Origin of the sequence: Burkholderia sp. BCC0044 (assembly GCF_902832955.1) — a bacterium.
Classification (GTDB): Bacteria; Pseudomonadota; Gammaproteobacteria; order Burkholderiales; family Burkholderiaceae; genus Burkholderia.
This window is the reverse complement of sequence record NZ_CADFDO010000003.1, coordinates 1,191,420-1,214,475: the sequence shown is the minus strand read 5'-3', so window position 1 is coordinate 1,214,475 and position 23,056 is coordinate 1,191,420. Positions and strand designations below refer to the sequence as shown.

At 66.2% G+C, this 23,056-nt stretch carries 21 protein-coding genes; 11 read left to right on the top strand and 10 right to left on the bottom strand.

All coding sequences use genetic code 11. The annotated features are described in order from the left end of the window. Window positions 1-32: 32 nt before the first annotated feature. From HWX14_RS22470 to HWX14_RS22460, 3 genes are all read right to left on the bottom strand, one after another. The gene (locus tag HWX14_RS22470) at window positions 33-626 is read right to left on the bottom strand and encodes a LysE family transporter (RefSeq protein WP_175884547.1); all 594 of its coding nucleotides are present in this window, start codon (window positions 624-626) and stop codon (window positions 33-35) included. 72 nt (window positions 627-698) lie between these two features. Further along, window positions 699-1,763: a selenide, water dikinase SelD gene (selD, locus tag HWX14_RS22465; RefSeq protein WP_175884546.1), complete on the bottom strand. Its 1,065-nt coding sequence runs from the start codon at window positions 1,761-1,763 to the stop codon at window positions 699-701. Window positions 1,764-1,899: 136 nt separating this feature from the next. Continuing rightward, window positions 1,900-3,408: a PLP-dependent aminotransferase family protein gene (locus HWX14_RS22460; protein ID WP_175884545.1), complete on the bottom strand. Its 1,509-nt coding sequence runs from the start codon at window positions 3,406-3,408 to the stop codon at window positions 1,900-1,902. A gap of 125 nt (window positions 3,409-3,533) precedes the next feature. On the opposite strand from HWX14_RS22460, the gene HWX14_RS22455 reads away from it, so the two are divergent. From HWX14_RS22455 to HWX14_RS22435, 5 genes are all read left to right on the top strand, one after another. After that, window positions 3,534-4,817, top strand: coding sequence for a 4-aminobutyrate--2-oxoglutarate transaminase (locus HWX14_RS22455; RefSeq protein ID WP_175884544.1), 1,284 nt, complete (start codon window positions 3,534-3,536; stop codon window positions 4,815-4,817). Window positions 4,818-4,907: 90 nt separating this feature from the next. Further along, entirely contained in the window at window positions 4,908-6,377 is a 1,470-nt protein-coding gene (gabD, locus tag HWX14_RS22450; RefSeq protein WP_175884543.1) for an NADP-dependent succinate-semialdehyde dehydrogenase, read from the top strand. 720 nt (window positions 6,378-7,097) lie between these two features. After that, the gene (locus HWX14_RS22445; RefSeq protein WP_175884542.1) at window positions 7,098-7,631 is read left to right on the top strand and encodes a PAAR domain-containing protein; all 534 of its coding nucleotides are present in this window, start codon (window positions 7,098-7,100) and stop codon (window positions 7,629-7,631) included. 4 nt (window positions 7,632-7,635) lie between these two features. Beyond that, window positions 7,636-8,283, top strand: coding sequence for a M35 family metallo-endopeptidase (locus HWX14_RS22440; RefSeq protein WP_175884541.1), 648 nt, complete (start codon window positions 7,636-7,638; stop codon window positions 8,281-8,283). After that, window positions 8,273-8,722, top strand: a complete 450-nt coding sequence (locus HWX14_RS22435) for a hypothetical protein (protein ID WP_175884540.1) — start codon at window positions 8,273-8,275, stop codon at window positions 8,720-8,722. Before HWX14_RS22440 ends, HWX14_RS22435 begins: the two co-directional genes overlap by 11 nt. A 64-nt stretch (window positions 8,723-8,786) precedes the next feature. On the opposite strand, the gene HWX14_RS22430 is transcribed toward HWX14_RS22435, so the two are convergent. Together HWX14_RS22430 and HWX14_RS22425 are read right to left on the bottom strand one after the other, a co-directional pair. Further along, window positions 8,787-10,331: a PAS domain-containing methyl-accepting chemotaxis protein gene (locus HWX14_RS22430; protein WP_175884539.1), complete on the bottom strand. Its 1,545-nt coding sequence runs from the start codon at window positions 10,329-10,331 to the stop codon at window positions 8,787-8,789. 328 nt (window positions 10,332-10,659) lie between these two features. Beyond that, window positions 10,660-12,204, bottom strand: coding sequence for a PAS domain-containing methyl-accepting chemotaxis protein (locus HWX14_RS22425; protein ID WP_175884538.1), 1,545 nt, complete (start codon window positions 12,202-12,204; stop codon window positions 10,660-10,662). A gap of 272 nt (window positions 12,205-12,476) precedes the next feature. On the opposite strand from HWX14_RS22425, the gene HWX14_RS22420 reads away from it, so the two are divergent. The 3 genes from HWX14_RS22420 to HWX14_RS22410 all read left to right on the top strand — a co-directional run bounded on the left by HWX14_RS22420 (window position 12,477) and on the right by HWX14_RS22410 (window position 13,903). Beyond that, complete coding sequence (locus HWX14_RS22420) at window positions 12,477-12,734, top strand: hypothetical protein (protein WP_175884537.1); 258 nt, start codon at window positions 12,477-12,479, stop codon at window positions 12,732-12,734. Next, the gene (locus tag HWX14_RS22415) at window positions 12,731-13,291 is read left to right on the top strand and encodes a GNAT family N-acetyltransferase (RefSeq protein WP_175884536.1); all 561 of its coding nucleotides are present in this window, start codon (window positions 12,731-12,733) and stop codon (window positions 13,289-13,291) included. The genes HWX14_RS22420 and HWX14_RS22415 overlap by 4 nt, the downstream gene beginning before the upstream one ends. 84 nt (window positions 13,292-13,375) lie before the next feature. Further along, entirely contained in the window at window positions 13,376-13,903 is a 528-nt protein-coding gene (locus HWX14_RS22410; RefSeq protein ID WP_175884535.1) for a DUF523 domain-containing protein, read from the top strand. Window positions 13,904-14,003: 100 nt separating this feature from the next. Here the strand turns inward: HWX14_RS22410 and pcaF are convergent, their stop codons facing one another. Beyond that, window positions 14,004-15,206 carry a 3-oxoadipyl-CoA thiolase gene (pcaF, locus tag HWX14_RS22405; protein ID WP_175884534.1) on the bottom strand — a complete coding sequence of 401 codons (1,203 nt, stop codon included), beginning with the start codon at window positions 15,204-15,206 and terminating at the stop codon, window positions 14,004-14,006. A 227-nt stretch (window positions 15,207-15,433) separates the two neighbouring features. Between pcaF and HWX14_RS22400 the strand changes: the two genes are divergently transcribed. After that, a complete protein-coding gene (locus tag HWX14_RS22400) occupies window positions 15,434-16,219 on the top strand; it encodes an IclR family transcriptional regulator (RefSeq protein WP_164725520.1) in 786 nt (261 codons plus the stop codon). 229 nt (window positions 16,220-16,448) lie between these two features. Here HWX14_RS22400 and HWX14_RS22395 read toward each other — a convergent pair whose 3' ends face one another. Both HWX14_RS22395 and HWX14_RS22390 read right to left on the bottom strand, forming a co-directional pair. After that, on the bottom strand, window positions 16,449-17,564 hold the full coding sequence (locus HWX14_RS22395; RefSeq protein ID WP_175884533.1) for a succinylglutamate desuccinylase/aspartoacylase family protein: 1,116 nt from the start codon (window positions 17,562-17,564) through the stop codon (window positions 16,449-16,451). Window positions 17,565-17,629: 65 nt separating this feature from the next. Beyond that, on the bottom strand, window positions 17,630-18,403 hold the full coding sequence (locus HWX14_RS22390; RefSeq protein WP_175884532.1) for a transporter substrate-binding domain-containing protein: 774 nt from the start codon (window positions 18,401-18,403) through the stop codon (window positions 17,630-17,632). A 136-nt stretch (window positions 18,404-18,539) separates the two neighbouring features. Between HWX14_RS22390 and HWX14_RS22385 the strand changes: the two genes are divergently transcribed. Continuing rightward, window positions 18,540-19,460, top strand: coding sequence for a LysR substrate-binding domain-containing protein (locus HWX14_RS22385; RefSeq protein ID WP_175884531.1), 921 nt, complete (start codon window positions 18,540-18,542; stop codon window positions 19,458-19,460). Between the two features lie 18 nt (window positions 19,461-19,478). Here HWX14_RS22385 and HWX14_RS22380 read toward each other — a convergent pair whose 3' ends face one another. Both HWX14_RS22380 and HWX14_RS22375 read right to left on the bottom strand, forming a co-directional pair. Then, window positions 19,479-20,801 (bottom strand): MFS transporter, encoded by a 1,323-nt coding sequence (locus HWX14_RS22380; RefSeq protein ID WP_175884530.1) that lies wholly within the window; start codon window positions 20,799-20,801, stop codon window positions 19,479-19,481. A gap of 55 nt (window positions 20,802-20,856) precedes the next feature. After that, the gene (locus HWX14_RS22375; RefSeq protein WP_175884529.1) at window positions 20,857-22,047 is read right to left on the bottom strand and encodes a M20 aminoacylase family protein; all 1,191 of its coding nucleotides are present in this window, start codon (window positions 22,045-22,047) and stop codon (window positions 20,857-20,859) included. 308 nt (window positions 22,048-22,355) lie between these two features. Here HWX14_RS22375 and HWX14_RS22370 point away from each other — a divergent pair, with 308 nt between their 5' ends. Then, window positions 22,356-23,054, top strand: coding sequence for a hypothetical protein (locus HWX14_RS22370; protein ID WP_175884528.1), 699 nt, complete (start codon window positions 22,356-22,358; stop codon window positions 23,052-23,054). Window positions 23,055-23,056: the final 2 nt, after the last annotated feature.

Here is a 23,056-nt window from a genome sequence, read left to right as displayed (position 1 = left end):
GCCACGTGCGACGTCGGCCGCTTCTCACCGTGCTACACGCGCATCAGCCCCGCGACGCCATAACCGAGCACGACGAGTGCGGCGACCACATGGCTCGCCGCGAGCCACCCCGGCGATTTCACGAAGCGCCCGATCGCGCTGCCGCCGAACGCGAACACGAGCTGCCCCGCGAGACTGCCCGCGAACACGCACGCGGCGCCGAGCAGCCAGTGCCGGTGCGCACCGGCGGCAGCGGTCGCATAGCCGTAGAACAGCAGGATGGTCAGCGGGTTCGCGAGCGTGACGAAGAACATTGAGATGAACGGGCGATCGCCCGGCGGCGTCGGTACGTCGCCGTCGAGGGTCCGGCGCCGGTCACGCAGCGCCTGCCACAGCATCCGTGCGCCCATCGCGAGCAGCACGAGCGCACCAACGATGCGGAACAGCGACAGATGCGACGCCAGCGTGCTCGCGAGCATCGCGCCGATCGTGAACGCGACGACTGCATAGCAGCCGTCTGCAGCGGCCACGCCGATCGCCGCGCGCACGCCGGTCGCGGTGCCGGCGCGCATGCCGTAGTTCGCGATCATCAGCGCGACGGGCCCGACCGACAGCGCGATCATCAGCCCGAACAGGAAGTCGTTCATCGGTCGTCGATGCCTTCAACGGAAGGCATCGATTCTATCGACCGACGGCGCTTCAGCGTGAGAAAAAACGCGTCAGGCGACGTCGACGCGCGACGGCCCGTCCACCATCTCGCCGATCACGGCCGCGCGGTCGAAACCGTCGGCGCGGAAGCACGCGAGCACGTCATCGACGGCTTCGGGCGCGCAGGCGACCAGCAGCCCGCCCGACGTCTGCGGATCGGTCAGCAGCGCCTGCGCGACGGGCGGCAGCCCGTCCGCGAGCCGTACATCGGTGCCGTACGCGGCCCAGTTGCGGCCCGACGCGCCGGTGAACACGCCATCGGCAACGAACGTCTCGACGCCGGCGAGCCACGGCAGCGACGCGTAGTGCACGCGCGCGGTAAGCTGTGCGCCGCGCGCCAGTTCGAGCGTATGGCCGAGCAGCCCGAAGCCCGTGACGTCGGTCAGCGCATGCACGCCCGGCAGCGCGGCGAGTTCGGCGCCCGGCCGGTTCAGCTTGGTGGTGGTCGCGACCATCTGCGCGTAACCGTCGGCATCGAGCTGATTCTTCTTCAGCGCGGCCGACAGCACGCCGACGCCGAGCGGCTTGCCGAGCACGAGCACGTCGCCCGCGCGCGCCGCCGCGTTGCGCTTCACGCGCGACGGATGCACGACGCCGATCGCCGCGAGCCCGTAGATCGGCTCGACCGAATCGATCGAATGACCGCCCGCGACCGGAATGCCGGCCTCCGCGCACACCGATTCGCCGCCGCGCAGCACGGCCGCGATCGTCTCGTGCGGCAGCACGTTGATCGGCATGCCGACCAGCGCGAGCGCGAGGATCGGCTTGCCGCCCATCGCATAGACGTCGGACAGCGCGTTGGTGGCCGCGATGCGGCCGAAGTCGAACGGATCGTCGACGATCGGCATGAAGAAATCAGTGGTGGCGACGATCGCCTGCTCGTCGTTGAGCCGGTAGACGGCCGCGTCGTCGGACGTCTCGGTGCCGACCAGCAGATCGGGGAACAGCGCGGGCGGCGTCGCGCGCTTGAGCAGCTCGGACAGCACGCCCGGCGCGATCTTGCAGCCGCAGCCGCCCCCGTGCGACAGGCTCGTGAGGCGCGGAACGGCGGGCGGGGTGAGGGTGGCTTCGGTCATCGTCGGCATCCGGTGAATAACAACGTTCCATTATCGACAATTCCGCGCGAGTGCGCCCGCCAGGCGCTCCACGTTGCGGAGCGCATCGACCGTCCTTGACGGAATCGCAACGAGTCGATATTGCCGGGTTCACCCGTCAAGCCAGCGCTACGGCCCCGCCGAACGCCCGCTCGTCGATCGCCTCGGCGAGCGTCGCGAACGCCGTCCCGATCTCGTCTTCCGGCACGCACGCATAGCCGAGCAGCAGGCCCGATGCGGCGCGCGTGCGATCCGCGTAGTAACCGGACAGCGGCCGCACGACGATGTTGCGCTCCAGCGCGGCCTGCGCGACCGCGCGATCGTCGACGCCCGCCGGCAACTGCGTGACGAGGTGCAGCCCCGCATCGCTACCGAGCGCGTGCAGCGTGTCGCCATAGCGGCGCGCGACCGCGTCGAGCAGCACCTCGCGGCGTTGCCCGTACAGCGTGCGCATCTTGCGGATATGCGATACGAAATGCCCTTCCGCGATGAATTCGGCGAGTACGGCCTGCTGAAGCAGCTGCCCTTCGCGATACAGCTCGGCGCTCGCGGTCGCGAAGCTTTCCGCGAGCGGCTCCGGCGCGACGAGGTAGCCGACCCGCAGCCCCGGGAACAGCGTCTTGCCGAAACTGCCGACGTAGATCACCTGCCCGGCCGTGTCGAGCCCCTGCAGCGACGCGAGCGGCCGGCTGCCGTAGCGGAATTCGCTGTCGTAGTCGTCCTCGATGATCCAGCAGCCGTGCTGGCGCGCATATTCGAGCAGCATCCGCCGCCGCGCGAGGCTCATCACCATCCCGAGCGGATACTGGTGCGACGGCGTGACGAGCATCAGCTTCGGCGGCTCGGCGAGATCGGCGGCCGACGGCGCAATGCCTTCGTCGTCGACCGGAATCGGCCGCGTGGTCAGCCCCGACACGTTGAGCACGCTGCGCACGCCCCAATAACACGGATCCTCGGTCCAGATCGCGTCGCCGGGATCGGTCAGCAGCCGCACCGCGAGGTCGATCGACTGGTGGATGCCGGTCGTGATCACGATCTGCTCGGGCGTGCAGCGCACCGAGCGCGACGTGCGCAGGTAGTCGGCCAGCGCCTCGCGCAGCAGCGCGAGCCCGCCGCCGGGCGCATAGGTCAGCAGGTCCGGGCGCAGGCGCCGCCAGTACTTGTTGTGCAGCCGCGTCCACACGCGCGCCGGAAAGCGCGACACATCGGGCACGCCCGGCATGAACGCGCCGCCCTGGCGCTTCGACACGCCGGCCCCTTCGACGAGCCGCGTGCCGCGCGCGGACAGCCGCCGCGCGGACGGCGTCACGACAGCCGGGCCTGCGCCCGCGTCGGGCGGTGCGCCGACGATCTCGTCCGGCGCGCTGTCGGCGACGAACGTGCCGCGCCCCGTCGCCGAATTCACATAGCCTTCGAGCGCAAGCTGTTCGTAAACCTGCGTGACCGTGTTGCGCGCGATCCCGAGCTCGGCGGCCAGCAGCCGCGACGACGGCACGCGCGTGCCGGCCGGCAGCTCGCGCGACAGGATCGCCTGTTGCAGCAGCCGGTGAAGCTGCCGGTAGATCGGCTGTTCGCCGCCGCGCACGAGACGCTGCGCCAGCCAGTCCGACAACACGCTCGCGCGCATGATTGGCTCCTGAATATTTATTGAAATGGCTCTGATTGCCAGAGCCAAATGTGATTATAGTCGCCTCCATGGGCTGCCAACGCGCCCGATTTCTACTCACCGGAAAGAACGTCAAGGAGATGACCGTGAAGAATGCCGACCTGCAGGCCCGCAAGAACGCCGCCACCCCGCGCGGCGTCGGCGTGATGTGCGATTTCTACGCAGCCCGCGCCGAGAACGCGGAACTGTGGGACGTCGAAGGCCGCCGCTTCATCGATTTCGCCGCCGGCATCGCGGTGCTGAACACGGGCCACCGTCACCCGAAGATCGTAAAGGCGATCGCGGATCAGCTGAACAACTTCACGCACACCGCTTACCAGATCGTCCCGTACGCGTCGTACGTCGAGCTGGCGGAAAAGATCAACGAACGCGCGCCGGGCGACTTCCCGAAGAAGACCGCGTTCTTCACGACCGGCGCCGAAGCCGTCGAGAACGCGGTCAAGATCGCGCGCGCGGCCACCGGCCGTCCGGGCGTGATCGCGTTCTCGGGCGGCTTCCACGGCCGCACGATGATGGGCATGGCGCTGACCGGCAAGGTCGCGCCGTACAAGCTGAACTTCGGCCCGTTCCCGGGCGACGTGTTCCACGCGCCGTACCCGAACGCCGTGCACGGCGTGACGACGGCCGACTCGATCAAGGCGATCGAGATGCTGTTCAAGGCCGACATCGATCCGAAGCGCGTCGCCGCGATCATCTTCGAACCGGTCCAGGGCGAAGGCGGTTTCTACGCGGCGCCGGCCGAATTCGTGCGCGCGCTGCGCAAGATCTGTAACGAACACGGCATCCTGCTGATCGCCGACGAAGTGCAGACGGGCTTCGCGCGTACCGGCAAGCTGTTCGCGATGCAGCACTACGACGTGCTGGCCGACCTGATCACGATGGCGAAGAGCCTCGCGGGCGGCATGCCGCTGTCGGGCGTCGTCGGCCGGGCGGACGTGATGGACGCGGCCGCGCCCGGCGGCCTCGGCGGCACCTACGCGGGCAACCCGCTGGCGGTCGCCTCGGCGCACGCGGTGCTCGAGATCATCGACGAAGAGAAGCTGTGCGAGCGTGCGACGCAACTCGGCGACGTGCTGAAGGCGAAGCTGAATGCGCTGCAGGCCGACGTGCCGCAGATCGCCGACGTGCGCGGCCCGGGCGCGATGATCGCGGTCGAATTCCTGAAGCCGGGTTCGGGCGAGCCGGATGCCGAATTCACGAAGCGCGTGCAGACGCGTGCGCTCGAGCGCGGCCTGCTGCTGCTCGTGTGCGGCGTGTACTCGAACGTCGTGCGCTTCCTGTTCCCGCTGACGATCCCGCAAGCCGTGTTCGACGAAGCGCTCGTGATCCTCGAGGAAGTGCTGAAGGAAACGGTCGGCGTGCCGGCCTGAGTTCCCGTCCCCTTCCACTGAATGCGCCGCCGCCGTCGTGAAGACGGCGGCGGCCGTTTTCTTCCGTCCTTTTCAAAGCAGGCGATTCATATGAGCACTGTTCAGGAAACCCTGGCACTGAAAGATCCGTCACTGTTCCGCCAGCAGGCGTACGTCAACGGCGAATGGCAAGGCGCGGCGAACGGCGAGTCGTTCGACGTCCGCAACCCGGCCACCGGCGGCCTGCTCGGCACCGTGCCGGCGATGGGCACGGCCGAGACGCGTCACGCGATCGAAGCCGCGAACGCCGCATGGCCGGCGTGGCGCAAGAAGACCGCGAAGGAACGCGCGGTCATCCTGCGCAAGTGGCACGACCTGATGATGGAGAACGCCGACGACCTCGCGCTGATCCTGACGACCGAGCAAGGCAAGTCGCTGGCCGAAGCGAAGGGCGAGATCGGCTACGCGGCATCGTTCCTCGAATGGTTCGCGGAAGAAGGCAAGCGCGTGTACGGCGACACGATCCCGACGCCGGCGAGCGACAAGCGCATCGTCGTGACGAAGGAAGCGATCGGCGTGTGCGCGGCGATCACGCCGTGGAACTTCCCGGCGGCGATGATCACCCGCAAGGTCGGCCCGGCGCTCGCGGCAGGCTGCCCGATCGTCGTGAAGCCGGCCGAAGCGACGCCGTTCTCGGCGCTCGCGATGGCCGTGCTGGCCGAGCGCGCGGGCGTGCCGGCCGGCGTGTTCAGCGTCGTCACGGGCGACCCGAAGGCGATCGGCGGCGAACTGACGTCGAACCCGATCGTGCGCAAGCTGTCGTTCACCGGCTCGACGCCGGTCGGCCGCCTGCTGATGTCGCAATGCGCGGCGACGGTCAAGAAGGTGTCGCTGGAGCTCGGCGGCAACGCGCCGTTCATCGTGTTCGACGACGCCGATCTCGATGCGGCCGTGCAGGGCGCGATCGCGTCGAAGTACCGCAACAGCGGCCAGACGTGCGTGTGCACGAACCGTTTCTATGTGCACGAAGCCGTGTACGACCAGTTCGCGCAGAAACTCGCGGCGGCCGTCGGCGAGCTGAAGGTCGGCCGCGGCACGGAGCCGGGCGTCACGCAGGGCCCGCTGATCAACGAAGCAGCGGTGCTGAAGGTCGAGGCGCACATCGAGGACGCGCTCGCGAAGGGCGCGACCGTCGTGACGGGCGGCAAGCGCCACGCGCTCGGCCACGGCTTCTTCGAGCCGACCGTGCTGACGGGCGTGACGCCGGCGATGAAGGTCGCGAAGGAAGAGACGTTCGGGCCGCTCGCGCCGCTGTTCAAGTTCGGCAGCGACGACGAGGTGATCCGCCTCGCGAACGACACCGAGTTCGGCCTCGCCGCGTACTTCTACAGCCGCGACATCGGCCGCGTGTGGAAAGTGGCCGAAGCGCTCGAGTACGGGATGGTCGGCGTGAACACGGGCCTGATCTCGAACGAAGTCGCGCCGTTCGGCGGCGTCAAGCAGTCGGGCCTCGGCCGCGAAGGCTCGCACTACGGCATCGACGACTACGTCGTGATCAAGTACCTCTGCCTGGCCGTCTGACGGTTCGGGGCCTGCCGCCTCGGCGACAGGCCCTGGCCGCCCGGCCGGAACCGGGCGGCCCGACGCGGGCCGGCTCCCCTCTCCGTCGCGCCCGCGTCACCTTGATACGCGCGATGCCTCCCCCCTCTGTGCACGCGATTCGACGCGGTATTCGTCGATATCTCATATCGCGCACGTATTTCGTTCAAGTCTCATTTCCCGTTTCGCTGCAAGCCACTAGATTGAGCGCTCCGCCTCGATCAGGTTTGCTCGCGCATGAAAACCTTACCTGACGACCCAACGTACGCAAGGCCAGCATGGCGTACGGACGAGCGCATCTCCGCCGCGCCCGGGTCATCTCTTTACGTACTCACCGAAACACGCTCACCGTATCCACGAGCCGCGTCGCCTGCTGCCCCAGGCGTAACCGACGCTGCCGCGCCCTGCTCGACCTCCCTTCTCCCCAGCCTCGACGATCGCTTCATAGCATCAACTTACGTCGCACTTCGAACTAAAAATCGTACTCGTTCTATAGACGGAGAAAATCTTACCGGCCACTGTTCATGGCTCACCCATACACACGATATCCCAATCCATGGAAGAAGAACACGCCGCCAGCTCTTGCTTTCTTCGCACATCGATCCGGCAGGTCGAGAACGCTCGCGGGCCGGTAACCGCATATGCGATCCATGACCCCGGGTCGGGAATGGAACATTGCCAACTTCAATTGAGGACGTAGCCATGAGCCGACGAGCGATCAGAAACGGCGACCCAACGACGACAGGCGGAATCGTCATCGCGGGCACTGCAAGCATATTCGTGAACAACAAGCACATTGCCTTGGACGGCGACAAAGCGACATGTGGAAATTGCGAGGGCAAGTTTCCGATAGCAGGAAGCGCCGTATCCGTTGTCGGTAGAGGACGTGCGGTAGCCGTCGAAGGCGATGCAGTGCTGTGTCCATGCGGGCAAAACCTTTTAGTCGCGGGCAACGACTGCACGTTTTTCATTGGGGGCGGTAGCCCCGGTTCAGCGAACCCTTTCGCCAGATACTCGGCATTCACACCTACACCATACGCACCGGCATCGGACATTCATAACGATCAATTCGTGATCCGCGACGTGAGGACGAAGCAGCCGTTAAGCAACGTGCGCTACTGGATCAAGGATCGATCTGGGAACGTGCTGGCATCCGGCGTTAGTGATCGGCGCGGCTGTACCGTGCGAGTGCGGACCGAACGAGCGCAGACATTGAAGCTTGTAATCGAGGACTGAAACGATGGGAAACCAAACTACCGTCGCCGAGACGACGACAAACACCATCGCGGGATCGCAGACATTCGCGGATGTCGACTTACGACCTATCTGCGAAAACATGACCAACTCGGAATTCCGTGCCGTATTCGCAAAGGCACAAGCTAAAGCCGTCGAGAAGCTAGGCGCGCGCATCGCCGCTCTGCAAAAATGGTCGAAAACCGAAAAAGATCGCGTGTTCAAGTGGTTCGGTTGCAACGACGAACGAACGCGTATGCGCCTGCTCACCGGCTTAACGAGAGTGCTCGACGTAGTTCGAGCGTTCAACGAAAACAATGTCGTTCGAAGCGGCAGCGCTGGTGATTTGGCGACGGGTTGCACGCCTCATCCGCGCGGAACGGCTGACGAAGCCGCACACGTATGCGCACCGGACACGGCGACACATACCATCGCCATCAGTGCGCGATTCTGCACGATGCGCCCGTGGACCGATGGTGCTGATTCTCACGTATCTACTATCATCCATGAAGCAACTCACTTCCACGACACCATGTCTTCGACGGACGATCAATATACGATCACGCCATTTCTTGCGCCTTGGGGCCGGTCAAATCCTGACTTGGCAATCCACAATGCCGAGAGCATCGCCGGGTATGTTGTCGATGGCGACTAAATTCCTGACCACCGTCTTGCTCACATTGAGCTGTGCACATGCGACGTTCGCCTGTGACGGCGCGTCGAACATGCCCGCCCATTACATCGATATTGTTTTCGATGCCGATTCGAGCGTGATTTCTCCGACCGAACTGTCAAGGCTGTCGGCATGGTCGACCGACATGCACAAACGCTTTCCGATCATTGACACGGTATGGTTGATCGGACTGGCGGAACAAACCGAACGCGATGCGCAACAGCTCGCAACGCAACGAGCGGAAAGCGTGATGGCCATTCTGGATCAGCATTCGATCCGTGGCGAGAAAAGCGCGTTGACGGGGAAAATTTTCAAGCCGGACGAGTTCGAACAATCCGGGCGACGCGTCGAAGTGAACGTCAGTCCGGGATGCCCCAACCACTGTTGCCCAAACCTGAATCCCGTACCCAAGGTGCGATGACGTAGCAGCCCCTCACGTCGGCCCGCGCAATGCGGGCCGCCTTCCGCATCATCCGCTCCCGCGATCAGCGAAACACGTTCACCGCCTCGACCAGCCGCGTCGCCTGCTGCTTCAGGCTTTCCGACGCCGCCGTGCTCTGTTCGACGAGCGCCGCGTTCTGCTGCGTGATGTTGTCCAGGTGCACGACCGCCTGGTCGACCTGCGCGACGCCCGTGCTCTGTTCGGCCGTCGACGAGCTGATCTCCGCAATGAGATCCGATACACGCTTCACCTGAGTGACGATATCTTCCATCGTCTTGCCCGCGCCATCGACGATCCGCGCGCCCGACTCGACCCGCTCGACGCTCGCGCCGATCAGCGTCTTGATCTCCTTCGCCGCGTTCGCGCTGCGCTGCGCGAGCGCGCGCACTTCGCCGGCCACCACCGCGAAGCCGCGCCCCTGATCGCCCGCGCGCGCGGCCTCGACGGCCGCGTTCAGCGCGAGGATGTTGGTCTGGAACGCGATGCCGTCGATCACGCCGATGATGTCGGCGATCTTGCGCGAGCTGTCGGTGATGTCGTTCATCGTCGCGACGACTTCGTTCACCGCCTGCCCGCCGCGCCCGGCCGCCTCGCTCGCGGAAACGGACAACTGGTTCGCCTGCAGCGCCGTTTCCGCATTGCTCGATACGGTCGCCGTCATCTCGGCCATCGACGCGGCCGTCTGCTGCACGCTCGTCGACGCCTGTTCGGTGCGCGCGCTCAGGTCGCTGTTGCCCTGCGCGATCTCGTTGCTCGCGCGCTGCACGTTCAGCACCTGTTCGCTGACGTCGTCGACGAGCCAGCGGAACATCAGCCCGAGCTGATTGATCGTGCGCAGCGTCATGCCGATCTCGTCGACACGGTTCATCCGCACGCCGCTGCGGCTTTCGCCGGTCGCCACGCGCAACGCCTCGTCGCGCAACTGCCGGAGCGGCCGCACGATCTGCGCGTCGAGCCACAGCCCGGCCGCCGCCGTCACGCCGGCCGCCGCACCGGCAAACGCCGCGAGCGCGCCGCCGGTCAACCCGGCCGCCCAGCCGGCGCCGATGACGGCCGGCGCCAGCACGCACAGCGTCGACACCAACCGGGCCCGCACCGACATCGTCTGGAACAGCGACGCGACCCGCATCATGCCCGTGCGGACGATCAACCCCTTGTGGAACCGGCGGCTGCCGGCCTTGCCTTCGCGGAAATCGCGATACAGCGCCTCGGCGGCCGCGATCTCGTCGCGCGTCGCCTTCGTGCGCACCGACATGTAGCCCTTCGGCTGCCCGTTGCGCATCACCGGAATCGCGTTCGCGCGCACCCAGTAGTGATCGCCGTTCTTGCGGCGGTTCTTCACGAGCGCGGTCCACGGCTCGCCGCCCTGCAGCGTCGCCCACATGTCGGCGAACGCCTCCTTCGGCATGTCCGGATGCCGCACCACGTTGTGCGGCTGGCCTTCGATCTCCTCGGGAGAAAAGCCGCTGACCTGGATGAATGCCGCGTTCGCGTACGTGATATAGCTGTCGGCGTCGGTCGTCGACATCAGCGTCGCATCATCGGCAAATTCGAATTCGCGTTGCGTGACAGGCTGGTTGTTGCGCATGGTGTGGGGCTCCGGGTGACGGATCTTGCGTCCGCTCGTCGATTGATTCGAGACCCCGCGCATCGCGATCGATTCGCATGCGCGTGAGTCGGCTCCTGCGCTTTCGGCAAATTCGGTGAAAACATTATGCCGTGTTCGGGTAAATATGCATTAAAAATGCATCATCTTGTTTTTATCGAATACTTTGTTTATGGATAAAACAAAAATGCATTGCCGGGAGACATTTCCCGCTTGATGCCATTCGATTGAATCCGCAAACCTGAATATGCGCCGCGCGCGACACCCGGCATGCATCGATCGAAGCCGCGCGTCGCGCACGTTTCGCCCATCACCTGAACACGTTCACCGCATCCACCAGCCGCGTCGCCTGCTGCTTCAGGCTTTCCGACGCCGCCGTGCTCTGTTCGACCAACGCCGCGTTCTGCTGCGTGATGTTGTCCAGATGCACGACTGCCTGGTCGACCTGCGCGACGCCCGTGCTCTGTTCGGCCGTCGACGAGCTGATCTCCGCGATGAGGTCCGACACGCGCTTCACCTGCGTGACGATGTCCTCCATCGTCTTGCCCGCCCCATCGACGATCCGTGCGCCCGATTCGACGCGCTCGACGCTCGCGCCGATCAGCGTCTTGATCTCCTTCGCCGCGTTCGCGCTGCGCTGTGCGAGCGCGCGCACTTCGCCGGCCACCACCGCGAAGCCGCGCCCTTGCTCGCCTGCGCGCGCCGCCTCGACCGCCGCATTCAGCGCGAGGATGTTGGTCTGGAACGCGATACCGTCGATCACGCCGATGATGTCCGCGATCCTGCGCGAGCTGTCGGTGATCTCGCTCATCGTCGTGACGACCTCGCTCACCGCTTGCCCGCCGCGCTCGGCCGCATCGCTCGCGGACACCGACAACTGATTCGCCTGCAGCGCCGTCTCCGCATTGCTCGATACGGTGGCCGTCATCTCGGCCATCGACGCGGCCGTCTGCTGCACGCTCGACGCGGCCTGTTCGGTGCGCGCGCTCAGGTCGCTGTTGCCCTGCGCGATCTCGTTGCTCGCGCGCTGTACGTTGTGCACCTGCTCGCTGACGTCGTCGACGAGCCAGCGGAACATCAGCCCGAGCTGGTTGATCGTGCGCAGCGTCATGCCGATCTCGTCGACGCGGTTCATCCGCACGCCGCGCCGGCTCTCGCCGGTCGCGACGTTCAGCGCCTGCTCGTGCAGCCGCTTCAGCGGCCGCACGATCTGCGCGTCGAGCCACCAGCCGGCCGCCGCCGCCACGCCGACCGTCACGCCGGCAAACGCCGCGAGCCCGCCGCCGGTCAGCCCGAAAGTCCACCCCGCACCGACGACGGCCGGCGCGAGCACGCACAGTGCCGCATGAACGCGCGCACGCACCGACATCGTCTGCGGCAGCGAGGCGATCCGCAGCAGCCCGGTGCGGATGACGAGCCCCTTGTGGAATCGGCGCTGGCCGGCGTTGCCGTCGCGAAACGCGCGATACAGCGCGTCCGCGGCTTGGCTCTCGTCGCGCGGCGCCTTCGTGCGCACCGACATGTAGCCCTGCGGCGCGCCGTTGCGCATCACCGGAATCGCGTTCGCGCGCACCCAGTAGTGATCGCCGTTCTTGCGGCGGTTCTTCACGAGCGCGGTCCACGGCTCGCCGCGCCGCAGCGTCGCCCACATGTCGGCGAACGCCTCCTTCGGCATGTCCGGGTGACGCACCACGTTGTGCGGCTGGCCGACGAGCTCCTCGGTCGAGAAGCCGCTTACGTGCGCGAACGTCGTGTTCGCGTAGGTGATGATGCTGTCGGCATCGGTTGTCGACATCAGCGTGACGTCGTCGGGAAAATCGAATTCCTGTTGGGTAACGGGCTGGTTGTTGCGCATGCAAGGCTCCGAAAGGCGGATCTATCGTCCGCGCCGCGCTGAAATCGCGCTCAGTAGCCGAAAAACGGTAGATCGCTTTACGACACTCTCGTCCTTACTGTCGGCAATTCACCGGGAAACCTTAATCCTGGTGCGCGTAAAACCGACGATTCGGCCATTGCCATGATTTCGATCAAATAATCCGGCGATAATCACCGCGCACGTTTATTTGTCTGTCACGAAGCGCCACATGGCATTGACAATACCGGCAGCCGTTGCATGCGGCGAAACGATTGGCCTATCCCGCTCCATTTCACCCGAATCCGAATTCGATGAAAAAGGCATTGCATGAACTGAATCGGCTGTCCTCGACTACGGTGACGACTGTGTATGACCGCCATCAACTCAGTCAGGCCGCGTTTTTCCGTCGTGGCGGCGCCACGCGGTTTCCGGAACAACGCGAACCGGCCGGCCATCGGACGGCCTCGCCCGACGGCATGCCGCGCCTGCCGCTGATGATCGCCATCGCCGCGCACCGGATCGCCGCATGACGCGCCGCACCGCCGCCGAACGCGACGCGCTGTCGGCCCGCCCGCTTGCGCGCGACGACGTACCGCTCGTATGGACCATCGACCGGCGCGAAATCATCGAACACCTGTACGTGCTGCGCGACGGCGCGCTGCATCTGGTGCCCGAGTTCTACGACGTGGCCGGCTGGCCCGACGGCGAAGCCGACCACTACACGCCGATCCTGCTCGACTGCCACGACCGCGGCGGCTGGTTTCTCGGCAGGTTCGACGGCGCGCGGCTCGTCGCGGCGGCGATCGTCGACAGCCGGCCGCTCGGCCCACGGCGCGACATGCTGCAATTGAAGTTCCTGCACGTGAGCCACGACTGGCGCGGCTGCGGGCTCGGCGAACAGCTCTACCGCGCGGCCCGCGCGCAGGCGCGCGCGATGGGCGCCGAGCGGCTGTACGTGTCGGCGACGCCGTCGCGGCGCACGATCGACTTCTACCTGCGGCTCGGCTTCACGGTCAGCACGGCGCCCGATCCCGAGCTTTACGCGCTCGAGCCCGAGGACATTCACCTGGAAGGGCCGACGGCCTGACAGCCCGGCACGCGGATGCCGCGTAGAATTTTCCGCTCCGCCACAGCCGCTATCAGACGCCATCAGCCATCACGGAGCGCGACATTGAAGAACGACCCGCCACCGCCCGCCACGCCGAAGATCCTCGTCAGCATGTGCGTGATCGGCCATCCGGTCCGTTACAACGGCTCGGCGAAGAGCGCCGCGCACAAAGCGCTCGAACGGTGGCAGCGCGAAGGGCGTCTCGTCGCGGTCTGCCCGGAACTCGCGGGCGGCCTCGGCGTGCCGCGCCCGCCTGCCGAAATCGCCGGCGGCGCATCGGGGCAGCAGGTGCTGGCGGGGCACGCACGCATCGTCGACGTGAACGGCGCGGACGTGACGGCCCCATTCGTTTCCGGCGCGCGGACCGCGCTGGCCGTCGCACAGGCACACGACTGCCGCTTCGCGATCCTCGCGGACGGCAGCCCGTCGTGCGGCAGCACGTTCATTTACGACGGAAGTTTCGAGAGCCGGCGGCACGCGGGCGCCGGCGTCACGGCCGCGCTGTTGCGCGAGCACGGCATCGAGGTGTTCGCGGACACCGAGATCGACGCGCTCGACGCGCGCCTCAGGCAACTGTCGCAGGCCGGTTAACGACGAAGGGCGGCACGAGCAACCTCGTGCCGCCCTTCGTGGCGGAAACAGCTCAGCGGTAAAGCGGCGCGTATCCGGCCGCTTCACCCTATCACGCCGCTCAGACGCGTTCGATCGCGATCGCGATGCCCTGGCCGACGCCGATGCACATCGTGCACAGCGCAAAGCGGCCGTTCGTGCGATGCAACTGATACATCGCGGTCGTCACGAGCCGCGCACCCGATGCGCCGAGCGGGTGGCCGAGCGCGATCGCGCCGCCGTTCGGGTTCACGCGCGGATCGTCGTCGGCGACGCCGAGCATGCGCAGCACCGCGAGACCTTGCGATGCGAACGCTTCGTTCAGCTCGATCACGTCGAACTGGTCGATCGTCATCCCGAGCCGCGCGAGCAGCTTCTGCGTGGCGGGCGCCGGGCCGATCCCCATCACGCGCGGCGCGACGCCGGCCGTCGCGATGCCGAGCACGCGGGCGCGCGGCGTCAGGCCGAAGCGCTTCGCGGTGGCCTCGTTCGCGAGCAGCAGCGCGGCGGCGCCGTCGTTCACGCCCGACGCGTTGCCGGCCGTGACCGAGCCGTCCGGGCGCACGACGCCCTTCAGCTTCGCGAGCGTCTCGAGCGACGTTTCACGCGGATGTTCGTCGCGCGACACGACCAGCGGATCGCCCTTCTTCTGCGCAATCGTGACCGACACGATTTCTTCGGCGAGCGTGCCGTCCTGCTGCGCCCGCGCGGCCTTCTGCTGGCTGCGCAGCGCGAACAGGTCCTGATCCGCGCGGCTGATGTTGTAGTCGACCGCGACGTTCTCGGCGGTTTCCGGCATCGAATCGACACCGTGCAGCTGTTTCATCAGCGGATTGACGAAACGCCAGCCGATCGTCGTATCGTAGATGTCGGCCTGGCGCGCGAACGCGCTCGCGGCCTTGCCCATCACGAACGGCGCGCGCGTCATGCTCTCGACGCCGCCCGCGACCATCAGCGCGGCTTCGCCCGACTTGATCGCGCGCGCGGCCACGCCGACCGCGTCCATTCCGGAACCGCACAGGCGGTTGATCGTCGAACCCGGCACGCCTTCCGGCAAGCCCGCGAGCAGCGCGGACATGCGCGCGACGTTGCGGTTGTCCTCGCCGGCCTGGTTCGCGCAGCCGTAGATCACGTCGTCGATCGCCGTCCAGTCGACGTCGCGGTTGCGCTCGACGAGCGCCTTGAGCGGCACCGCGCCCAGATCGTCGGCGCGCACGCCGGACAGTGCACCGCCGTAACGCCCGATCGGCGTACGGATCGCATCACACAGAAAAGCTTCGGTCATCAGTGTCTCCGGTCCCGTGAAAGGCTGGGAAATGAACAGGGCGCGCCCCTTGCATTGCCCGCCGGGATGCGCTTAAATGTTCTATATACGAACATAAGATCGTGTATCGAACGTTCAACGCATCATAGGGAGTGCGGGGACGACCTGTCAAGCGCGCGGTCCGCCGGGCGGTTGGCGTGTCAGGCCCCATGCGCTATCTTCTCGGCTGCACGACAAACCAACCGTTCATGACAACCGAAGACATCCAGAAACCCGGCGACTCCTATGTGCAGTCGTTCGCGCGCGGCCTCGCGGTGATCCGCGCGTTCGACGCGCAGCGCCCGGAGCAGACGCTCACCGAGGTCGCGTCGGCCACCGGCCTCACGCGCGCGGGCGCGCGCCGGATCCTGCTCACGCTGCAGACGCTCGGCTACGTCGAGGCCGACGGCCGGCTGTTCCGGCTCACGCCGAAGATCCTCGAGCTCGGCTTCGCGTACCTGACGTCGATGCCGTTCTGGAATCTCGCCGATCCGGTGATGGAACAGTTGTCCGAGCAGATCCACGAAAGCTGCTCGGCCGCGGTGCTCGACCGCACCGAGATCGTCTACGTGCTGCGCGTGCCGACCCGCAAGATCATGACGATCAACCTGTCGATCGGCAGCCGGCTGCCCGCGTACTGCACGTCGATGGGCCGCGTGCTGCTGTCCGCGCTCGACGACGCGGCGCTCGACGAAACGCTCGCGCAGAGCGGCATCCGCGCGCATACGCCGCGCACGATCACCGACCTCGGCGAGCTGAAGGCGGCGATCGCGCAGGCGCGCCAGCAGGGCTGGGCCGTGGTCGACCAGGAACTCGAAGTGGGGCTGATGTCGCTGTCCGCGCCGATCCGCAACCGGCGCGGGCAGATCATCGCCGCGATGAACATCAGCGGCAACGCGCAGCGGCATACCGCGAAGCAGATGGTGAAGGAGTTTCTCGGGCCGCTGCAGCAGGCCGCGCAGACGGTTTCGGAACTGGTGGCGCGGCGCGGGTGAGCGGTTACTTCGCTCGCGGGATAAGCGCGACGGCCATTCGCGGATCGCGCGGATAAAAAGACGGGCGGCATGCGCCGCCCGCTCAACTCTCTGACTCTGCTTGCAACGTCCTTCTCACGGAACACGGAGCGCGCTCCGCATCACCCAATTTAGGGGTACGGCAACGCCCGGTCAATTTGACGAGAACGAAATTGCGTGGCGCCACTCGGACACGCGCCCGTCCCGCCGCTCACGCGCCCAGCAGCATCCCCTTGCGCACCGGCACCGTGCCCGTCACGCGCCCGAGCGGCGCGCCGACCGTCACGAAGCGGATCGCGCGGCGCATGTAGAACACGCCGTCGGTCGCGCTCGAGATCGTCGTGACCGCATCGGTCAGCGGATCGACGATGTCGAACAGCGGATCGCCCGCCCGGATCGTCGCGCCGATCGCCGCGCGGTGCACGAGAATCCCGCTCACCGGCGCGTAGAACTGCTCGCTGCCCGCGAGTGGCGTGGCCGGCGCGGCCAGCGGCGGCAGCGGCGCGGGTTCGCCGCGCACCGCGCCGCACCACACGAGATAGTCGACGAGCGCGTCGGCGTCGCGTTGCGCGTATTCGTACGTCACGTCGCGCTGGCCGCGGCACTCGACCGTCACGGCCACCGTGCCGGCCGCCATCGGCGTGCCGTTCGGCAAATGCGCGCGCAACTGTGACCACAGCAGGTGATGCGCATCGTCGAACGCGTGCCCGCCCGAATCCTCGGCGAGCAGCGATACCTGCGCACCGAGATACCGCGCGAGCGGTTCGACGTCCGGCCACGCGGTATCGCTCGTGTACACGTGCATCACCGCTTCGAGCGAGCAATGCAAGTCGATCACGACGTCGGCGTCGTGCGACAGCTTCAGCAGCGCAAGCTGCAGCGCATCGAATTCGGTGCGCGGCGCGATTTCCGCGAGCGCCGCGCCGACGCATTCGCGCACGATCGCGCGATTGCGTGCGCCGTCGTCGCCGAGCCGGTCGCGCGCACGCGCGGCGATCTCCGCGAGCGGCAGGAAGCCGCGATTGAAGTTGCGGCCGCTCGCGAGATCGAAACGGCCGATGAACTGCCCGAGCAGATGATGATTGAGGCCGACCGGGTTCGACACCGGCACGAGCACGATCTCGGCCGCGAGCCGGCCTTCGGCGTCGAGCCGCGCGAGGCGCTGCTTCAGCACGACCGCCGCGAGCATCGCGGGCGTCTCGTCCGCGTGCAGCGCGGCCTGCAGATAAATCTTGTGGCCGCTGTCGGCCGGCCCGAAATGAAAGCTCGTCAGCGTGCGCTGCGTGCCGATCGACGGCGACAGGAGCGGCGTGGTGCGAATCTGCATCGATGGTCTCGAACGGATGAAAACGGGGAAATCGGGGGTATCGGCAGAATGGGCCTACACGGCGCTCAGTCGCCGTACGGGTTGAAATCGAAATACTGCTTCGCGATCCGGTCGTACGTGCCGTCCTTCAGCATCGACGCGATCGCGCCGTCGATCGACGCCTTCAGCACGGTATCCGACTGCCGCATGCCGATGCCGACGCCGCGATCGCCCATGTCGAGCGGCGCGCCGACGAACGCGAAGCCCTTGCCGCGCGGCTGGCGCAGGAACCCGTAGTCGGCTTCCACGGTGCCGAGCAGCGCCGCGTCGAGGCGGCCGTTCACGAGATCGGCGAACACGTCGTCCTGGCTCTTGTACGGCACCACGCCGACGCCGGCCGGCGCCCAGTGCGCGAGCGCCCACGATTCGAACTGCGTGCCCGACTGCACGCCGACGCGCCTGCCGGCCAGCGACGCCGCCGTGCCGTCGAGCCCGCTGCCGGGCCGCGCGACGAGCCGCGACTTGAAGCGGAACAGCTTCGACGAGAACAGGATCTGCTTCTCGCGCTTCGCGGTGATCGCCATCGACGACAGGATCGCGTCGATCTTGCGCGCCTGCAGCGCGGGGATCATCCCGGAGAATTCGAGCTCGACCCACTGGCAGCGCAACTGCGCGCGGCGACAGATCTCGTTGCCGAGATCGACGTCGAAGCCCTTCAGGCTGCCGTCGGGCGCTTTCGCATCCATCGGCGGATAGGTCGGGTCGATGCCGAGCCGCACCAGGTGCGCGTCGAGCGCGGACGCGGACGTGGCCGCGAGGCCAAGGCACAGCGAAACGAGCAGGATAAGGAAACGTTTCATGGTCGACGATGGGCAGGAAGCGGGACAAACGGCACGAGCCGGACTGCCTGCGATCGTAGGGGCCGCGGGCTGTCGCCGGAACCATCGGCTGACTTATCATGATCGGTATTTCCGATCACCGGCTTCGCGGCTTCCCATGGCGTTCACGCTGTCCCAGCTCCGCATCTTCCAGGCCGTCGTCGAGCACGGCAGCCTGCGCGCGGCCGCACGCGCGCTCGATCTCGCGCAAAGCGGCGTCACGCAGCAGTTGCAGGGCCTCGAGGCAACGCTCGGCGCGACGCTGTTCACGCGCACCAATCGCGGGATCGTGCCGACGGCGGTTGGCCAGCGGCTGCTCGCGCGTTCCGGTTCGATCCTCGGCGAATGCGAGCAGGTCGAGCGGGAAATTCGTCAGTTGAGCGGCGCGTACGAAGGCACCGTCACGCTCGGCCTCGTGGCCGAGCCGCTGATCGACGCGTTCGCGCCCGTGCTGACCGCGTTCCGCGCGCGCTTCGACAAGGTGGACGTGCACCTGCGCACCGGCACGTCGCGGATGATGATCGGCTGGCTGCGCGAAAGCGCGGTCGATTTCGCGATCGCGCTGGTCGCGAAGCAGACCGACACGACCGATCTCGCGGTCACGCCGCTGCGTACGTCGGCGCCGGTGGTCGTGTGCCGCAACGGGCACCCGGCGATGCATGCGCAATCGCTCGCCGAGCTGGCCGACTATGGATGGGTGTCGACGCGCTCGCCGAACCTCAGCGCCGACCCGGTCGTCAACCGGCTGCTCGCGTACTTCGACGCGCACGGCCAGCCGCCGCCGACGATACTCGCGACCGTCGAAGGGATGTTCGAGACGCTGCAGATCGTCACGCAGACCGATTCGCTCGCGCTCGAGACCGAAGCGATCACGCGGCACGGGCCGTTCGCCGGCGCGCTGGCGAAAGTGCCGGTGCGCGAACAGGCCGAAGCGCAGGACGTGTGCCTGCTGCAGCGCGCGGCCGTGCCGCTGACGCCGGCCGCGCAGGAACTCGCGACGATGCTCGCGTCGTATCTGAGGGTGGTGCGCGGGCGGTAACGCCGCCCGCCTCGCGCGTCAGTCCAGCGATTCCCGCGCCGTCTCGCGCAGCATCGCGACCGCGATCAGCGACAGCACCACGCACGCGGCCACGTAGCCGGCCGGCGCGAGCTTGCTGCCGGTCGTCTTCACGAGCCAGGTCGCGATCAACTGCGCGGTGCCGCCGAAGATCGTCACCGCGAGCGCATACGCGATCGAGATGCCCGTCGCACGCACGTGGCGCGGCAGCGACTCGCACATCAGCGCCATTTCCGATGCCGAGCCGAGCGAATAGAACAGCAGCATCAGCGCCGTCAGCGGCAGGATCACCGACAGCGTCGGATGATGGTTCATCAGCCAGAACGCGGGGAACAGCAGCGCGACCAGCACGCCGCGGCCGACGAAGATCGGCAGGCGGCGGCTGCCGAGCTTGTCCGACAGCCAGCCGAACAGCGGGCACGTGACCAGCATCACGCAGCCCGACGCGACGCCGACGAACATCGACAGCTTCATCGGCAGGCCGAGGGTGTGGATCGCATAGGTCGGCATGTAGAAGGTCAGGATGTAGGTCGACACCGTGCCGCCCATCACCGTGAGCATCAGCAACAGCACCGTGCGCGTGTGCTTCGAGAACAGCTCGCGCAGCACGCCGCGTTCGATGCCGTGATGGCGGTCGCCGGGCGCGTCGTCCGCGAGCCGGCGGCGCAGAACCATCCCGACCGGCGCGATCAGCACGCCGACGAGAAACGGCAGCCGCCAGCCCCAGCCTTCCAGTGCATCCTTCGTCATCGTGTTCGACAGCAGCGCCGCGAAGCCGGAGCCCATCAGCGCGGCGCCGCCCTGCGTCGCGAGCTGCCAGCTCGCACGGAACCCGCGGCGCGACGTACCGCCCTGTTCGAGCAGCGTCGACGTCGCCGCGCCGAATTCGCCGCCCTGCGAAAAGCCCTGCAGCAACCGCGCGAACACGACGAGCAACGGCGCGGCCACGCCGACCTGCGCATAGGTCGGCGCGATCGCGATCAGGCCGGTGCCGAGCGCCATCAGCATGATCGTCAGGTTCAGCGCGGCCTTGCGCCCCTTGCGGTCCGCGTAGACGCCGAGCACGACGCTGCCGAGCGGCCGCGTGAAGAAGCCGGCCGCGAACGTCGCGACCGACAGCAGCAGCGACGTGGTCGGGTCGCTCGACGGGAAGAACAGCTTGCCGATCAGCACCGCGAAGAAACCGTACACGGTGAAATCGAAGAATTCCAGCCAGTTGCCGACCACGGCCGCGGCGATCGCGCCGCGCCGCGTGACGGCAGGCGCGCCGGTTTCGGCGGCGCCCGCCGACGCGGGGTGCAGCGCGAGATGATCTTTCTGCATCGCTATCCTCTCCTGTCAATGCGCCGGAAGCGCCGGCCGCGCGCCGCCGCCGCGATCACTGTCCGAGGTAACGCTCGACGAGGCGCGTCCAGAACGCCGCGCCGATCGGCAGGTTGCGATCGTTGAAGTCGTATTTCGGGTTGTGCACCATGCAGCCGTCCTCGCCTTCGCCGTTGCCGAGCCGCACGAACGAGCCCGGCCGCTGCTGCAGCATGAACGCGAAATCCTCGCTGCCCATCAGCAGGTCGGTCTGCTCGACCACGTGCGCATCGCCGACGAGTTCGCGCGCGACCTGCGCGGCGAAATCCGTTTCGGCATCCGTATTGACGACGACCGGATAGCCTTCGATGTACTCGACGTTCGCGGTCGCGCCGTAGCTCGCGGCCTGCGATTCGGCCAGCTCGGTGATGCGGCGCTTGAGCAGTGCGCGCACTTCCGGGCTGAACGAACGCACGCTGAGTTCGAAGCGCGCGCCGTTCGGGATCACGTTGTTCGCGGTGCCCGCGTGCATCGAACCGACCGTGACGACCGCCGGCTGCGACGGGTCGACGTTGCGCGCAACGATCGTCTGCAGCGCCATCACGATGCTCGCCGCGACGACGACCGGATCGACCGTCAGGTGCGGCCGCGCCGCGTGGCCGCCGACGCCTTCGATCGTGATGATCGCCTTGTCGCCGGCCGACATGAACGGGCCGCGCCGCGTGAGGAACACGCCGGGCGCCGCGCCCGGATGGTTGTGCATGCCGAACACCGCGTCGCACGGGAAGCGTTCGAACAGGCCGTCGTCGATCATCTTCTTCGCGCCGCTGTCGACGCCGTGCTCTTCCGCCGGCTGGAAATACAGGTGCACGGTGCCGGAGAAGTTGCGCGTCTTCGCGAGATGCTGCGCGGCGCCGAGCAGCATCGTCGTGTGGCCGTCGTGGCCGCACGCGTGCATCTTGCCGTGCGTGCCGCTCGCATACGGCAGGCCGGTCGCCTCGACGATCGGCAGCGCATCCATGTCGGCGCGAATGCCGATGCTGCGCGCGCCGTCGCCCACCCGCAGCGTGCCGACCACGCCCGTCTTGCCGACCCCGCGCGTCACCTGCCAGCCCCATTGCTCGAGCTTGTCCGCGACGAGCGCGGCCGTGTCGTGCTCTTCGTACGCGAGTTCGGGGTGGTGATGGATGTGGTGACGGATCTCGCGCAGCCCGCCGGCGGCGGGCATCAGATCTTCGACTTCGGTGAAGCGGGTATCGGTGGTCATCAAGGGGCTCCTGCCGTTCGTCTTCGCACGCCGGGGAGGCGTGCGGGAAAGCGAGCCACTATAGCCAGCCGATATCGGTTCAAGAAGATGCGGAATTTTTCACCGTGATAAGTGTTTTTAATCAGGGTTAGTACGGAGTCAAATGAGATCCTCTGCCTGCAGACGGATTGGTATGTGCGCAGACAGACTGCTCCGTCCAACCAGAAGCGGCATGTCAAGATTATCGAGCACCGGCCGTTATTTACCGATGTACAGGGGTACCAAGGCGACTTGGACTGTTTTCCGCAACCATCACAAAACATTCCAACATGAAAACCAGCGAAATCGGGAAGATGATTGGCAATACGGCAATTTTCTTCAAACGACTATACATAACGTACAGATGGTCCACCACCCTATCACGAGAAAGACTATCCAAGGTAAAGAACCGCAATCATTTGACGTGGTGGGCATACGCCCTTGTTACGTCGGCATTGGCAACGGCGATCACAATATGGGGAACCATCGCAGCATTTCGCTTAAATTTCCTGTCAATCTATTCCCCTCATACTTACGGCATAGCCGGCGCCGTGTTCGACATAAGCCAAATCAACCATAAGGTCTGGGAAGAACTAGAAACGCTCTCAATCGGCGACGAAAGCATCATATTTGCTGCATCGACATTGATCTGCTTTTGCGCAATCCGCTTATTCGCAAAACTTCTTCGCCCCTCCAAACGAATGGTCGATATGGAGATTCAGATCACGTTCATAATATCAAGCATCATAATAAAATTTTCTATAATTTGGATTGTCCTATCCTTGATAGCAATGATGCTGCGCCCCATGCTCGAGATGCAGTTCAGGAAGCATGATTCCACCATATACTTCTCATTCATTACCGCAACGGTAGTCATTACACTCGTGAGCAGCATATTCGAGAGAAATAGCATTCTAAAACTAAAAAAATCCAACACCTTCCTCATCTTGGCTGGCATAGTTTGCGCCATGACCTCCATCGCTGCCTAAAC